This window comes from Bartonella sp. TT110JLCBS (genome assembly GCF_042193405.1).
GTDB lineage: Bacteria > Pseudomonadota > Alphaproteobacteria > Rhizobiales > Rhizobiaceae > Bartonella.
Genome location: NZ_JBHILT010000009.1, coordinates 1 through 15,697 on the forward strand (window position 1 = coordinate 1; position 15,697 = coordinate 15,697).

Annotated in this window: 10 protein-coding genes and 1 tRNA gene; 6 read left to right on the forward strand and 5 right to left on the reverse strand. The window is 36.4% G+C overall.

The genetic code is table 11. The features are described 5' to 3' along the window. On the forward strand, positions 1 to 117 hold a 117-nt coding region (locus tag ACFILW_RS05130), incomplete at its 5' end, for a helix-turn-helix transcriptional regulator (RefSeq protein ID WP_375685301.1). A 99-nt stretch (positions 118 to 216) separates the two neighbouring features. Here the strand turns inward: ACFILW_RS05130 and ACFILW_RS05135 are convergent. Continuing rightward, positions 217 to 292 (reverse strand) — tRNA-Phe (locus tag ACFILW_RS05135). Positions 293 to 691: 399 nt separating this feature from the next. On the opposite strand from ACFILW_RS05135, the gene ACFILW_RS05140 reads away from it, so the two are divergent. The 3 genes from ACFILW_RS05140 (at position 692) to ACFILW_RS05150 (ending at position 5,155) form a co-directional block, all read left to right on the forward strand. Continuing rightward, positions 692 to 1,855, forward strand: a complete 1,164-nt coding sequence (locus ACFILW_RS05140) for a phosphoserine transaminase (RefSeq protein WP_375623464.1) — start codon at positions 692 to 694, stop codon at positions 1,853 to 1,855. Between the two features lie 353 nt (positions 1,856 to 2,208). After that, positions 2,209 to 3,498, forward strand: coding sequence for an adenylosuccinate synthase (locus ACFILW_RS05145; protein WP_375623466.1), 1,290 nt, complete (start codon positions 2,209 to 2,211; stop codon positions 3,496 to 3,498). A gap of 235 nt (positions 3,499 to 3,733) precedes the next feature. Then, positions 3,734 to 5,155, forward strand: a complete 1,422-nt coding sequence (locus ACFILW_RS05150) for a hypothetical protein (protein ID WP_375685283.1) — start codon at positions 3,734 to 3,736, stop codon at positions 5,153 to 5,155. A gap of 203 nt (positions 5,156 to 5,358) precedes the next feature. Here the strand turns inward: ACFILW_RS05150 and rpoH are convergent, their stop codons facing one another. The 3 genes from rpoH to ACFILW_RS05165 all read right to left on the reverse strand — a co-directional run bounded on the left by rpoH (position 5,359) and on the right by ACFILW_RS05165 (position 8,850). Further along, positions 5,359 to 6,237: an RNA polymerase sigma factor RpoH gene (rpoH, locus tag ACFILW_RS05155; protein WP_375646545.1), complete on the reverse strand. Its 879-nt coding sequence runs from the start codon at positions 6,235 to 6,237 to the stop codon at positions 5,359 to 5,361. Between the two features lie 148 nt (positions 6,238 to 6,385). Then, positions 6,386 to 7,390 (reverse strand): RluA family pseudouridine synthase, encoded by a 1,005-nt coding sequence (locus ACFILW_RS05160; protein ID WP_375623472.1) that lies wholly within the window; start codon positions 7,388 to 7,390, stop codon positions 6,386 to 6,388. 29 nt (positions 7,391 to 7,419) lie between these two features. Then, complete coding sequence (locus ACFILW_RS05165; RefSeq protein WP_375685284.1) at positions 7,420 to 8,850, reverse strand: aldehyde dehydrogenase family protein; 1,431 nt, start codon at positions 8,848 to 8,850, stop codon at positions 7,420 to 7,422. A 460-nt stretch (positions 8,851 to 9,310) separates the two neighbouring features. Between ACFILW_RS05165 and ACFILW_RS05170 the strand changes: the two genes are divergently transcribed. Together ACFILW_RS05170 and ACFILW_RS05175 are read left to right on the forward strand one after the other, a co-directional pair. Continuing rightward, the gene (locus ACFILW_RS05170) at positions 9,311 to 11,893 is read left to right on the forward strand and encodes a DNA translocase FtsK (RefSeq protein WP_375685285.1); all 2,583 of its coding nucleotides are present in this window, start codon (positions 9,311 to 9,313) and stop codon (positions 11,891 to 11,893) included. Positions 11,894 to 13,035: 1,142 nt separating this feature from the next. Further along, positions 13,036 to 14,742, forward strand: a complete 1,707-nt coding sequence (locus ACFILW_RS05175) for an ATP-binding protein (protein ID WP_375685286.1) — start codon at positions 13,036 to 13,038, stop codon at positions 14,740 to 14,742. Between the two features lie 18 nt (positions 14,743 to 14,760). On the opposite strand, the gene mscL is transcribed toward ACFILW_RS05175, so the two are convergent. Further along, a complete protein-coding gene (gene mscL / locus ACFILW_RS05180) occupies positions 14,761 to 15,168 on the reverse strand; it encodes a large conductance mechanosensitive channel protein MscL (RefSeq protein WP_026500234.1) in 408 nt (135 codons plus the stop codon). Positions 15,169 to 15,697 lie beyond the last annotated feature (529 nt).

The window sequence follows — 15,697 nt, forward strand, 5'->3', positions numbered from 1 at the left end:
GTGCTTCAGGGGTTGTTTCCGGAGCCATATAAGCTAGGGAGAGCAGTGAGGTGGAGAAAAAAAGAGATCTTAGCCTTCATTCCAAAGAAAAATAAGGAGCAAATAAGAACAAATTAGGTAAAATTATATAAACCGTAGAAGGTGGTCTGAAAGGTGGTCTGAAAATGGCGGTTTAAAGAAAAAATCTATATATTTCAATATGTTAAAGATACAATATGGTGCCCAGACGCGGATTCGAACCACGGACACGCGGATTTTCAGTCCGCTGCTCTACCTACTGAGCTATCTGGGCATGTTTCATAAAACATGTAAATTGTTTGTGGTTATAACATTAAAATTTTCTCTGTCCAGTCATCAAAAGAAAAATAATTGATTTTTTAATAAGTTTATCTCCCTATTCTAGAGAGTGATCAATGAATTTTTATTATAAAATAAACTTGATAGGTATGTTATGATACGTTAGTGTGTTGTTATCAGAATGCTATTCTTATCGTGGTGGTGATACGAAAAAAATAAAAGAATCGATCTAACAGCATGATTAAAAAAGATTTTTTTACAAAGTTTCCGTGAATTTTAAGCTTACGAAATAAAGAGAAAACATTTTTGATTTTTTTTAAAGACTATTGAGTAGTCTTTATAGTGATTTGTTTTTCTTCATAAAGAAAAACAAACATCCAAAAGGGGAGAAATAATGATAATGTTACAAAAACCAAGCCGTCGTCCCAATAATACTAATTTTTCTTCAGGCCCTTGTAGCAAACGGCCTGGTTGGACTCTTGATGTTCTTAAAAATGCATTAGTTGGGCGTTCACATAGATCGAGAGAAGCAGAATTAAAACTTGCTGAAGTTGTTAATTTAACTCGTGAGATCCTTGAGGTTCCTTCTGATCATCGTATAGGAATTATGCCAGGTTCAGATACCGGTGCTGTTGAGGCGGCTCTATGGTCTCTATTAGGTGAGCGTGGCATTGATATGGCAGCGTGGGAAAGTTTTGGATTTGGGTGGAATAAAGATGTTGTCGAGCAATTAAAGCTTTCTGATGTGCGTCGTTTCGAAGCTCCTTATGGTGAAATACCAGATTTAACACAACTTGACTTTGATCGTGATGTTGTTTTTACATGGAATGGCACAACTTCTGGGGTGCGTATTCCTAATGCGGATTTCATTCCGCATAAGCGGGCTGGATTAACCATTTGTGATGCAACATCTGCAGCTTTTGCGCAATATCTTGATTTTTCAAAATTAGATGTTGTCACTTTTTCATGGCAGAAAGTTTTGGGAGGTGAGGCTGCACATGGTATGGTGATTTTAAGTCCTCGTGCTGTTGAGAGGCTTGAGAATCATATTCCAGTTTGGCCGATGCCCCAACTTTTCTGTATGACGAAAAATGGAAAGTTGAACGAAGATATTTTTAAAGGAAAGATAATCAATACGCCTTCTATGCTTTGTGTTGAGGATTTTCTTGATGGGTTGAAGTGGGCAAAGTCTCTAGGAGGTGCCGCGGCATTAAGAGCACGGGTTGAGAAAAACTTTTCTGTACTTGATGCTTTTGTTCGCAAAACGCCATGGTTAGAATATTTGGCAAAAGATCCTGAAGTACGTTCTAACACCGCTATTTGTTTAGATATTGTGGATCCAGTGATTACTGCTTTGGATACGGAAAAGCGAGTATCTTTTATAAAAGCGGTTGTGAAACGTCTTGATGAGGAAGGGGTCGCTTATGATATCGGTTCATATCGCAACGCTCCTCCTGGGCTTCGAATTTGGGCGGGTATAACAATTGAAGCTTCCGATCTTGAAATTTTAACAGAATGGCTTGAATGGGCGTTCCAAGTTGAAAAAGCACAGCTTTAAATAATTATTGGCGATTTTCACAACGCGTTTTTAAACAGAAAAAATACGAGAGATTATGATAATCTTTCGTATTCTTGTATTAGACAAACAGCCTTTAAGTATTACATTAATTGTAAAAGATTAAGAGGGGGAATGAATGCTTTGTCAGGTGTTAGGTAAAGCACAAATTAAAATCTCTATTTTTTCGCTTTTTGTGGCAAAAATGACAAATTTATATCATAAATTAAAAAATTTAATCACTTAAAGATTGAGAAAAATCTGAAATGAGGAGTCGCACTTGCTCTAAGGTTTCGTTATAAAGAAGCATTTGTTTTTGAATGCTGGTTTTTTTGACCAAACAGACGGAGAAAGTTATGGCCAATGTAGTTGTTGTCGGTACACAATGGGGTGATGAAGGCAAAGGTAAAATTGTAGATTGGTTATCTGAGCGAGCAGATATTGTGGTGAGATATCAAGGGGGGCATAATGCTGGCCACACATTGGTTATTGATGGAGTGAGTTATAAATTATCACTTTTACCGTCTGGTTTAGTGCGTGGAAAGTTATCAATCATTGGTAATGGTGTTGTTGTTGATCCTCATCATTTTGTTGCAGAATTAAAAAAACTATATGATCAGGGTATAAAAATTACACCAGAAATTTTACGTATTGCTGAAAATGCTCCTTTGATTCTTTCTTTGCATCGTGATCTTGATGCGATTCGAGAAAGCGGTTTATCTGGTTTAAAGATTGGTACAACAAAGCGTGGTATTGGACCGGCTTATGAAGATAAGGTGGGACGGCGTGCTATTCGAGTGATGGATTTAGCAGAAAAAGATACGCTTATGGCTAAGATTGAGCGGCTTTTGAGGCATCATAATGCTTTGCGTCGTGGAATGGGTGTTGAAGAGATTGATTCTCAAGCGCTTTATGATGAATTGATGCAAGTAGCGGATAAAATTTTGCCCTTTATGGATTGTACGTGGCGTCTTTTAGATGAAGGGTATCGGGGAGGAAAACACATTCTTTTTGAAGGTGCGCAAGGTGCTTTACTCGATAATGATTTTGGAACTTATCCTTATGTAACGTCATCGAATACAGTCGCTGGGCAGGCATGTACAGGTTCAGGGATGGGGCCTAGTGCAATTCATTATGTGTTGGGTATTGCAAAAGCTTATACCACACGCGTTGGAGAGGGTCCGTTTCCGACAGAACAGATAAATGATATTGGTGAATTTCTAGGAGTGCGTGGACATGAATTTGGTGTTGTAACGGGTCGAAAGCGTCGATGTGGTTGGTTTGATGCTATCTTAGTCCGTCAGATGGTAACAATTTGCGGTGTTCAAGGTATAGCATTGACAAAACTTGATGTTTTAGATGGTTTGGATGAAATAAAAATTTGTATTGGTTATGAGCTTGATGGTAGAAGGATTGATTATTTACCTTCTTCCATGGGGGCTCAGGCTCGGGTGAAGCCTATTTATGAAACATTAGAAGGCTGGAAGGAAAAAACAGCACATGTATTGAGGTGGGAAGATTTACCAGTGCAGGCTGTTAAATATATACGCTATATTGAAGAATTGATTAATACGAAAGTGGCTTTATTATCCACGAGTCCAGAGCGTGAAGATACTATTCTCATTACAGATCCCTTTGCAAATTGATTATTGTTTTTAGATTTCTATATGTGTTCTTTGTTCGTTTCTGTATTTTTTACAAAGAAAATTTTTTAGAGCGTGTGAGAGAAAGGTGCAAAATAGCATTGTTTATTTTTTATATTCATTTTACACTATTATAATAGTTGTACCAGTATAAATGACAATCAATTTAGAAGGCTAAAATAAAGTTTTTTAGCTTTACTGCTGTTTTTTTCTCAGTTTAAGAGAGATTATAGAGGAAATGGTAGATTTCGTTGGAATCTTAAAAAAGGCGATTAATGCACAAAATAATGTTACACCGCAAGTGCGTAAGCGGATTTATAAGCGGGCTACTGAAACACTAGAACATCAATTTTTAACAGCAAAAATACCACAAATAATAGCGGATGAACAAAGAAAGATTCTTCAAAGTTCTATTGCAACTGTTGAGGAAGAATATTTAGCAGTTGAAAAGAAGTTGCTTGCTTCAGTTATTGGGTGGAATCCCACAAATATAAATGAAGATAAGAAAGTTACAAAAAAAAACCTATGGTCAAAGAATAATGAATTTTCAGTGGTCAACATAAAAAGAAATCAGGATTTTGTTATACGTTCAATGGATAACAAGATATTTGATGAGCCTTGTGTATCAGATATACCAGATGCAGAGCCTGTTAATATGGAGGCTTATTTGCCTTCTCAGCATGTTAATAGCGGTGTGTTAAAGGTTTCTTCTTCGCAGGAAGATAATCCGCATATTGTTTCGCATATTTTTTCTCAAGCTTTACGTCGTACTAATAAATCATTGGTGCAAAGACGTATTGTGATAAGTGCTATTTCTGTTGTTGGTTTTGTTGTTTTAACTGTTGGTATTTTTTTTGTTGGTGGGCGTGTATTTATATCAAATGATCATCAGTTGTTAGGAGAAAATCTTCAAGCTTCTCATAGAGTACCAAAGGCACTTTCAATTAAAAGGAAGTTAACACAACGCTTATTAGAGGATGGAAGTGAAATTGATGTTGGTTTAAAAAAAGCGACAGATTCTTCAGATGAGGAAGGAATCTCAACAGTTGTTGCCAGCAATTTGCAATTGCTTGAAAAATCAGGTGAAGCTGTTTTCTATCAAGCACGTACAAATTATGATGCAGAAAAGATAGCAACGGGAAGTGCTCGCTGGACGCTTATAAAAGAGTCTCAAGTGAAGGGGGCTCCAGAAGAAACAACTATACAAGGTGATATAACAATTCCTGATGAAGGGATATCATTACGGTTAATTTTACGTCGTAATACCGATCAGTCATTTCCTGCTTCATATATTATGGACCTTATTTTTATTCTTTCGGATAAATTTTTAGGTAAAGCTATAAGCAATGTTCAAGCATTAACCTTTAAAGCAAGTGAACAATCCATTGGACAGGCTTTAACAAGAACCATTGCTGCAAAGATTAACGATGACTTTTTTCTTGTCGCATTGAGTGGTAATCATCCATTTCTTGATCGAAATTTACAATTGATGCGAGAATTAGATTGGATGCGTTTGGTGTTAACGGATAAAAACGGGCGTATAAGTGAATTAACCTTTGCAAAAGGACCAACAGGTAAGTCTATTTTTAATGAAGTTATTGGACAATGGCTTGCACAACAAGATAAGTTAACAGTTCTTGGTCAAAAAAATAAAACATAGATGCAAAAAAATAAAAGGCTGTGGAGAGTTCTCTACAGCCTTTTTTATCAATTATACTAAACGTACTCAATAAAGTTCACATATCAATATCTCAAAGAATTCTATAGGTTAATTTACCAGTATAAAGCCAATATATGCTTTTTTCATTTTCACCTTAGAATGCGCAAACAATTGACTTTATACTTAATTCTAGAATTTTATACTTAACTTTGAGATAAAGCAAAATCTTTGATAGAGTTTTGCACTTTTTCAAAAGCACGCATTTCAATTTGCCTTACTCGTTCTCGACTGATGTTAAATTCACCAGAGAGTTCTTCTAGGGTTAGTGGTACATCGCTTAAACGACGCGCTTTGAATATACGTTTTTCGCGTTCATTGAGATTGTCCATGGCATTTATGAGCATGGAACGGCGATTTTCTAATTCACTTTTTTCAATTAAAATTTGTTCTTGATCGTTAGATTCATCCACCAACCAATCTTGTAACTCGCTGTTTTCCCCTTCTTTTGTCCGAATTGGTGCGTTGAGTGAAGTGTCACCACCAAGCCTACGATTCATTGATACAACTTCATCTTCTGTGACATTCAACTGGGTTGCAATTTCTTTCACTTGTTCTGCATTGAGATCGCCGCTATCAAGTGCTTGAAGTTTACTTTTTAATTTACGAAGGTTGAAAAACAAGCGCTTTTGATTAGCTGTTGTCCCCATTTTCACCAAGCTCCAAGACCGTAATACATATTCTTGGATTGATGCTTTAATCCACCATATTGCATAGGTTGCAAGACGAAAACCCCGTTCTGGTTCGAAACGTTTAACCGCTTGCATGAGTCCAATATTTCCTTCTGAAATAACTTCCCCAATGGGGAGTCCATAGCCTCGATATCCCATAGCGATTTTAGCTACGAGACGCAAATGACTGGTGACCAACCTATGCGCAGCTTTTAGATCATTATGCTCACGGTAACGCTGAGCTAACATATATTCTTCTTTTGGCTCAAGCATTGGAAAACGACGGACTTCTTCCAAGTAACGGTTTAAACCACCATCACCTGTCATTACTGATAACAAATTCATATGGGCCATATAGCACCCTCCTTTTGTTTGAATTCCCTAATAAGGCAAATTCTCTGTTTCAGATAGCTAACTATCCTCATAACCTCACTCTAGCATATTTTTCAATTTTGTTCAAAAAAAGATATTTTATTATGAAATCTTGAGAAGGGGAAAAGTTTCAATTCATTTTTTTAAAAAGCTTAATAAGTTTAGCCATATCTTGAGGCAATGGTGTAGAAAACGACATAACTTTACCGATAGAAGGATGTTCAAAAGTAAGACTGGTAGCATGGAGTGCATGTCGGTTGAATTGATCGATTGCATTTCTAATAGTGGGGTTGAATGTGTTTGATTTTGTTTTAAAAGCGTTTCCATAAACTGTATCGCCTATGAGTGGATGCCCAATATGAGACATATGAACACGGATTTGATGGGTGCGTCCAGTTTCTAGGCGACATTCCAGAAGGCTAGCAAAAGATGTAGAGTCAGCATGAGAACCATATTTTTCAAGTAGAGAAACATGTGTAACCGCATGACGAGCATAAGGGTTTTGGCTATGGATGACAGCTTGCTTTGTCCGGTTATGGGGCGAACGGCCAAGTGATGCATCAATTGTCCAGACGTTGCGCTGAGGTATTCCCCAAATCAAGGCATGGTAGCGTCGATCTAATGCGCAGGTACGTCCATGATCAGAAAATTGAGCACTGAGACTTTTATGAGCCAGATCATTTTTTGCAATAACCATAACACCGCTTGTATTTTTGTCGAGACGATGGACAATGCCAGGGCGTTTAACACCACCTATACCAGATAAACTATTCCCACAGTGGTAAATAAGGGCATTAACCAATGTACCGGTCCAATTGCCATTGCCAGGATGAACAACAAGACCAGCTGGTTTGTTAATAACAATGATATGATCATCTTCAAAAAGAATGTCCAATGCAATAGCTTCAGCACTAGGTTCTGCATCACGAAGGTCAGGCATTGCCAATTCAATGATTTGGTTAGGTTTTAATTTTGTTTTTGGTTCCTTTATGAATTGACCATCAATTTTAAGATAGCCTTCACGGATGAGGGTTTGCAAACGCGAACGTGAGAGCACATTATGATATTGTTTTGCAAACCACTGATCAAGACGTTGCCCAAGAGCACCTTCATCCGTTATTTTCTGTATTACCATACGATTCCTATTAAGTTTTTAATAAGATTTTACCAGTACGAAATTGCTTTACTATCGAGAAATTCTTTAATTCCCCAATGTCCTCCTTCACGAGCGCGCCCAGAAAATTTTACACCTCCAAAGTAGCTTCCACTGGGTAACCCATGCCCATTAACTTCTACCATTCCAGAACGTACTTGTGCCGCAATACGACGACATTTGTTGCGATCTTGCGATTGAATATAGTTTGTAAGACCATACTCAGTTTCATTCGCTAAAGCGACAGCTTCTTCTTCTGTACTAAAAGAAAGAATCGAGAGAACTGGACCAAAGATTTCTTCTTTAAAAATACGCATATGAGGTTTTACATCAGCAAAGACTGTTGGACGGACATAATAACCGCGTTCCATTCCTTTTGGTAAACCAGTCCCGCCTGCAACAAGAGTTGCACCTTCATCAATTCCCGATTGGATAAGATCTTGAATTTTATCATATTGTTTTTTTGAAACGACAGGTCCAATATGATTTCCTTCTTGGCAGTTTGGTCCTACTTTTGTTGTTTCTGCAATATCTTTGGCTATTTTCACGGCTTTGTCATAGATGCTCTGTTCTACAAGCATACGAGTCGGTGCATTACAACTTTGTCCACTATTATAAAAGCAATGTCGTGCACCACGTTGAATAGCATCTGAGTCGGCATCAGCAAAGATAATATTCGCTCCTTTTCCTCCAAGTTCCAGACAGACTCTTTTTAAAGTAGCACTGGCATTTTTAGAAATATCTTTTCCTGCCCTGGTTGAACCCGTAAAGCTGATCATTTCTAGATCTGGATGTGCTGAGAGGTAAGAGCCGACAGTTGCACCATCACCATTGATTAAATTAAAAACACCGGCTGGAAGTCTGGCTTCCTCTACAATTTCAGCAAAAAGCATAGCAGAAAGAGGCGCAATTTCAGAAGGCTTTAACACCATAGTACAGCCAGCCAAGAGAGCAGGGATAACTTTAAGCGTTACTTGATTCATGGGCCAATTCCATGGCGTAATTAATCCTACAACGCCGATAGGGTCGTAGTGAAGGATTGCTTGCTCATTTCCCTTTATTAAAGTTTTTTGGAACGAAAACTCTTTATAAGCTTCAATAAAATTGCGAATATGGGAACCTCCTGCTGCAGTTTGCGCATTAAGCGCCATATCAATAGGTGCTCCCATTTCCATTGAAATGGTTTTTGCCATGTCTTTGGAACGTTTTTCATAGATCTCTAGAATTTTTTCAACAAATCCAAGACGCTCATTTGGTGACGTTGTTTTCCATTTTTGAAACGCTTCTTTAGCCGCATTAATTGCTTTATCGGCATCTTTTGTACTTCCAAGGCTAATGACAGCACAAGCCTCCTCTGTTGATGGATTAATGACGTCAAAATCGTGAGGAATGCTTGGCTCATCCCATAGACCATTGATATAAAATTTCCGTTTATTAAACATAATTCACTCCCTTTTTTCTATTTGTATTTATGTAATTATGATTGTCTTAGTCTAAGCCTTTTTAAACGAGGATAACAAGGGTAATCTTATAAAAACGCGAGAAATTAGATTATATCGTGATAATTGAGCATGAAGAATTCAATAGAGTAATGCTCATTGTATTATTGAGACTAGTTTCTTTTATGAAAAGGGAGAGAAAGAGAGGCATAGACAATTTTCTTGAAGCTTTTTTATCATGAAGTTTTCTTCAAAACAAATGAAATACGAGCTCTATGACACCATAAACTGAGCAATTTATATCGTAAATATGCAAAAGGCAGATTATAAATATGCATTATGGCATTATTTTTTTCATTAAAAAGTAACCATCAGCAAAAGGTTATTAACCTTCATATGATAGTCTCTATGAATTCTTTTTGAAAAGATTATTTTTCTCATTGCTATAAATTTGTTGGGTGCCATGCATAATTCGAAAACAAAATCTATTCCTACCTCTTCTTTTTCTGATGATGGTACAGAAGGTGCATCAAGAGAAGATTTATCTATTAAGATTACTGAGATATTTCCTTATCCGGAAGTATGGAAAAAGGCATTTACCCTCGGAAAAAATGTCCGTTTTACGAGAACCCCAGAAGTTGAGATTTTGCGTCGTCGTATAGAAACAGATCCAGTTTTTGCAAAACAATTTAAAATTTTTACGAAGCAAGATCAAAAACAAATGACAGATATTGTACGCTGTAACAAGAAAACGAAAAATGTTCTATCGACAAAAAAAGTCATTAATCCTCAATCAATAGAGAATAAAACGTCAGTTTGTCATTCAACAGTTTTACAGCAGTTGTCACGACAAATTACTGGTATGTCACCAGCAAATATTCCGCTTAAGGAGGATAAACAAGAACATAAATTACCAGGAGAAAATGTGCTACAAAAAATGAATCCTGCTTTGCACCTTTCCGATGATGCATTTTTTGAGTGTGAATCTTTGATATTTGAACATGTGGATACTCAAACTTCAAAAAAGGATGCATCGATTGACACAAAAAATGAAATTACACCTCATATTCCTTCTGCCTTTGATGAGTCAATAACTGCTCTTTACCGTGTTCTTGAATACCGTTTTCCACAACTCTATGATTCAATTACATCAGAATCTCCAGCAGAAAGGATGCGAGGCGTTGAGCAAATTTCTGATTTAATGCATACAAATAATGATACGATTAAAGAGTATCATTCTAAGCTTTCTGTTGAAGATTGTGTCCATACGTCAAGTGATGCAGAGGCGGTAAATAATACTGAGGCGTTAAGCGGCGCTGGGGCTTGTATAGAGACTGAAAATAGCAATAATACTATCGCCAATAATACCGTTGATTGTATAACAAAAGATGTCACAAAGAATTCAAAAGATTTGTCTGTGATGCAAGCAAACGTTAAAACTAAAATATTCCAATCTAGCCGCGCGCCATTAGGCAATTATGATTCTGCTTTTGCGCAAAATATTCAATCTGTTGACTGCGATGTTTATGAATTTCCTCCGATCAATTTATTGCAAGAACCTGTTTTTCATGAAGGTACAATGATTCCTCAGGAAACATTAGAACGTGGTGCTGGACTTTTGGAAAGTGTGTTGGAAGATTTTGGCATTAAGGGTGAAGTTATCCATGTTCATCCAGGGCCAGTGGTAACAATGTATGAATTTGAACCCGCCGCGGGCGTAAAGTCATCGCGCGTTATTAATCTTTCTGATGATATTGCGCGTTCTATGTCTGCTATTTCTACACGCGTTGCTGTCATTCCTGGACGTAATGTTATCGGGATTGAGTTACCCAATGCGGTTCGTGAAACCGTTTATTTACGGGAATTAATCCAAACACGTTCTTTTCGTGAAAGTGAGTTTAAACTTGCTCTTGCTTTAGGGAAGGGGATTAATGGTGAACCGGTCATTGCAGAATTAGCAAAAATGCCTCATTTATTGGTTGCGGGAACAACAGGATCAGGAAAGTCTGTTGCAATTAATACAATGATTTTGTCGATTCTTTATCGTATGACACCAAAGCAGTGTCGTTTGATCATGGTTGATCCTAAAATGTTAGAGCTCTCTGTTTATGATGGCATACCACATCTTTTAACACCTGTTGTAACAGATCCCAAAAAAGCGGTAACAGCTTTAAAATGGGCTGTTCGTGAAATGGAAGAACGTTATCGCAAAATGGCTAAGTTGGGTGTGCGTAATATTGATGGTTTTAATGCACGCGTTGCACTTGCGGCTCAAAAAGGCGAAACGATCATGTGTACTGTTCAGTCGGGTTTTGATAAGGAAACAGGGGAAATGCTTTATCATGAAGAAGCCATGGATCTCACGCAGCTTCCTTATATTGTTGTGATTGTTGATGAGATGGCTGATCTTATGATGGTGGCAGGAAAAGAAATAGAGAATGCCATTCAGCGCTTAGCGCAAATGGCGCGTGCGGCAGGTATTCATCTTATTATGGCAACGCAACGTCCTTCTGTTGATGTTATCACCGGTACAATTAAAGCAAACTTTCCTACCCGCATTTCTTTTCAAGTAACGTCAAAAATTGATAGTCGTACGATCTTGGGTGAACAAGGTGCTGAAACGCTTTTAGGTCAGGGGGATATGCTTCATATGGCAGGTGGTGGACGCATTGTGCGTGTTCATGGACCTTTTGTCTCTGATGAAGAAGTTGAATCCATCGTTGCACATCTTAAAATGCAAGGTAAACCTGATTATTTAGCAACGGTAACTGATAATGAAGACGATAACAAAGAGGATACTTCTGCTGATTCAGTTGCTGGAATTTCTGAGGAAGAAAATTTTGATGAAGAGGGTGAGGAACTTTATAACCAAGCTGTAAAAATTGTTATGCGTGATAAAAAATGTTCAACTTCTTATATTCAGCGCCGTCTTTCAATCGGCTATAATAAAGCAGCTTCTCTCGTCGAGCGGATGGAAGAAAAAGGCATTGTTGGAGCCGCTAATCATGTTGGAAAACGTGAAATTTTACTCAATGAAGGGAAATAAACAAGCCCATTTTAAAATGGGTAATTTTAAAAATGTCTGACAGTCATTATTAAAATGTGCTTGTTTTGTTTTTTATAATAATATTAAAAAATTGAGTAGAGAGTCATAAAGCAAAAGCGATCTTTTGTATTAAGACTTCTGATGAGGTAAACAAGCTGATATCAAAGGAGGTTATGAGATATTTTAACATTTCTAAATGATCTGGAATATAAAGAAATTAAACAAATCTTTATATGAGGGCAGATGATTTATGTTCTCTTTTTTACAGAGAAATTTTTTAATAAAATAGTGCGGTAGCATATTTTTTCTTTTGTAGCGATTTTAATGAAAGAAAGATCTTTGGGAGATTATTGGGAGCATCATAAGAAAAGTGTCCAATATGCAAGTTCTGTTGCATTGGGTACTTTAAAGCGCTACGCTGAATTTATTATCATTTGATATTATTGGCTCAAGAAAGGTGTTCTTACGAGAAGCTTTATTTGAAAAAGAGATTTTTATAATACAATATATTGATTTATAATAATTTATCACTATTCACAGTGAATAAAAGTCTCAAACATTGTAAGATTTTCTCATTTCAAATCTGTTTCTGTTGAAGTAATTAAAACCATTTTCTTGCGTATCATAATAATGTAGGAGTAAAAAAGTTAAAAAAATAAAAATGCGGCTTATGAATGCCTTCAAATGCCAAGAACTATTGGTAACATTAGGGGTTGAAATTAGTATAATGATGGTGCTAACCAGCTTTTTATAAGCATAAAAATGGTAATGCACAATGTCTTGATATCTTCTATAGGGACTTTTACATTACACCATTTAAGGATGCTGTCGTAAAATAAGCTTGGGGATCATGGGATATGTTTTGTTAAAGCAGGCGCATGAATGCGTAAAATAAGTGTATTCTTTTTGAGTACTATTTATGCGAGGGAGATGTTACTATTATTGTAATAGGATTTATTACAATAATAGGTGAATAAGCAACAAGAGCTGGAAGCTTCTTTTTATTTTTGTTTTGTTGATGAAACAGTCAAAATTTTGCTACAGACAATTGATATGAGATATCAAGTTATTTTAACCAGAACAGATAATTGTAAACAAATTAGCATTATTCATTTGAGAGTAAATCCAACATTGTTTTAATTATGCCATTAAAAGCGGATGAGTTAAAGTTAAATACAAATGAATTAAAATGTCAGCAAGAAGCTTTTCGTTTTACACCAGAGCTTTTGCCACGGCCTTTTACGTGGGAAATCGATCAGAATGGTTTGTTTTGTGAAGTCTCAAAAGAGCTAGCTGAAGTTGTTGGTCCTCTCTCTTCTTCTATTTTAGGGTGTAGTTTTCATGAGCTTGCTCATCAATTTAATGATGATCGATATCTGGTTCTCAGTCGTTTTATTGAAGCGGCTATGCCTTGGAGTAAAGAGATTGTTCAATGGCCTGTTGATGGTTGCTTACAATGGCTTGATGTTGAATTATCGGCTTTGCCAATTTTTGATGTTAAAAAGCAGCTTAAGGGGTTTCGTGGCTTTGGCGTTTTAAAAATACAAAAAAAAGTCCAAGAAAAAAGAAATGAAAAGCTAGCAACAGAAATGCCATGTCTTACGGAGATAGAACGCTTAGCTTTTCGTGAAATTGCAGAGCACTTGCGTGATGAATTGAATTCATCGGTAAAAGAAGAAAATTTAGTTGAAGAAACAGCTATTCAGTTACCATATGCACAAACATTGCCGGTCAATGCTATAGAACAAGCTCTCATAAAAGAGCCCGCTGCAGTTTTATCATTGTTGGATACAGCAACTGATGGTGTTTTATGGTTGGATGAAGAGGGCTTTATTCAATCAGCGAGTAGGGCAGCCTTAGCATTAATGGGTTATGAAATAAATGAACTACGAGGACAGCCATTCTCTTCATTATTTACTTTGCAAAGCCGACTTTTGGTTGAAAAATATTTTAAATCAATCCGTATAGAGGAGAAAGATCAGGTTTTAAATCGCAGTGAAACCGCTGATTTAATGACAAAAAATCATAAAAATATAACCGTTTTGATAACGATTGTATTTTTGGCAAAGCAAGGCAATTATGCTGTTATGTTGCGTGATAGGACACAAACAGTTCCATCAGGAGAAAAAAAAGCAGAAGAGGATAAAATCGTTGGAGTTGTTCATGAAATACGAACACCTTTGAATGCTCTTATTGGTTTTGCAGAAATTATGAGAGAAGGCCGTTTTGGTTCGATAGAAAATGAGCGCTATCATGGATATTTACGCGATATTATTTCCTCTGGAAAACATATATTATTGCTGATTAATCAATTACTAGAGTGCTCAAAGATAAATTATTCTGGTTCCAATAACCAGATTGATTCTTCCCTTATTTCTGAAACATTTGATGTGATATCTTGTTTACGTGCGACGATAGCTTTTCTTGAAACTCAAGCCAATCAGAACGGCATTATCATGCGTATTGTTGCTCCACCTCACGTTCCATTTATTCCTGTATCACAACAAGTGTTTCGCCAGATTATATGGAATCTTCTTTCCAATGCTATTCGTTTTACACCTTTGGGTGGACAGATTATTGTTCACGTTTCTTATAGAAAAGAACGTGTAAAAATTTCAGTGAGTGATAATGGTATAGGGATGAACGAAGAAGAAATTATACAGGCACTGCAACCTTATGGTCAAGTAGAGCGCAAAGATGGCCGATCTGGTGATAGCGCTTTTATGGGAACAGGTCTAGGCCTCCCAATGTGTAAAGCAATGGTGGAAGAAAGAGGGGGACAATTTTTACTGTTCTCAAAACCCAATTATGGAACAACTGTGGAAATGTTTTTTCCTCGTGTTCCATGATGTAAATCATGTATAAAATTATTTTTTCTTAGCCAAAAGATCTCTAATTTCTGTTAAAAGTTGTTCTTCTGAAGACGTTTTTTTGGGGCTTTCTTCTTCTTTTCTACGAATTTTATTCATAGCCTTAACGAATAAAAAAAGAACCCAAGCAATAATGAGAAAATTGATAAGTAAAGTAATAAAGTGTCCATAGCTAATGGTTGCTCCAGCTGCTTTGGCGGCACTCAATGTTGCTTGTTTTTCGCCAGCAAGTTGAATAAACATATTAGAAAAATCAATCCCACCTGTAATCAGCCCAATGATTGGCATAAAAATATCATTGACAATTGAGTTGACCAAGCTACCAAAAGCACCCCCTATAATCACACCGATAGCAAGATCAATCATATTACCTTTTAGGGCAAATTCTTTGAATTCTTTAAGCATTGCGTTTTCCCCTTATATAAGCGATATACGGTAATTTACTTACCGCTTTTGATGAAAAAGGAAAGGGCAGATTTTATTTTTAGGATTATATTACAATATTAATATTATTTTCAAAGAACTTTATAAGGTTTAATAAAGAGCTTTAGAGTTCTATTTGAATGTATATAGAACATTTCCTAGAAAAAAGCTTTTTTGATAAAAACTATATCTGCTTTTTGCAACAGAAAGTAGAAAACTATAGCTTAATTTATATAATTGCCTCAAGATGTTTATGTTAACATTAAAAAGAGAGATTTTTACACAATACCACAAGTGAGTAGTGTTGAAAGTTGAGCTATCAGAAAGCTTCTCAAATGAAGTACATATATTGGCATAACGTATTGTTATAAAAAGAGAATTTAGGAATAAAAAATATATTTCAGCACTGATGGAAGAAATAGATAGATGAGACAGGAGTAAAACGTATAATTTAATTCCTCTTAATTCAGTAAGCGATAATAGCAATTAGAGGGCATTATGGCTTAGCTAT

Coding starts and splice junctions, on each gene's coding strand:
- ACFILW_RS05150 (WP_375685283.1), top strand. CDS start 3,734: ATGGTAGATTTCGTTGGAATCTTAAAAAAGGCGATTAATGCACAAAAT.
- ACFILW_RS05160 (WP_375623472.1), bottom strand. CDS start 7,390: ATGGTAATACAGAAAATAACGGATGAAGGTGCTCTTGGGCAACGTCTT.
- mscL (WP_026500234.1), bottom strand. CDS start 15,168: ATGCTTAAAGAATTCAAAGAATTTGCCCTAAAAGGTAATATGATTGAT.
- ACFILW_RS05165 (WP_375685284.1), bottom strand. CDS start 8,850: ATGTTTAATAAACGGAAATTTTATATCAATGGTCTATGGGATGAGCCA.
- ACFILW_RS05170 (WP_375685285.1), top strand. CDS start 9,311: ATGCATAATTCGAAAACAAAATCTATTCCTACCTCTTCTTTTTCTGAT.
- ACFILW_RS05145 (WP_375623466.1), top strand. CDS start 2,209: ATGGCCAATGTAGTTGTTGTCGGTACACAATGGGGTGATGAAGGCAAA.
- rpoH (WP_375646545.1), bottom strand. CDS start 6,237: ATGGCCCATATGAATTTGTTATCAGTAATGACAGGTGATGGTGGTTTA.
- ACFILW_RS05140 (WP_375623464.1), top strand. CDS start 692: ATGATAATGTTACAAAAACCAAGCCGTCGTCCCAATAATACTAATTTT.
- ACFILW_RS05175 (WP_375685286.1), top strand. CDS start 13,036: ATGCCATTAAAAGCGGATGAGTTAAAGTTAAATACAAATGAATTAAAA.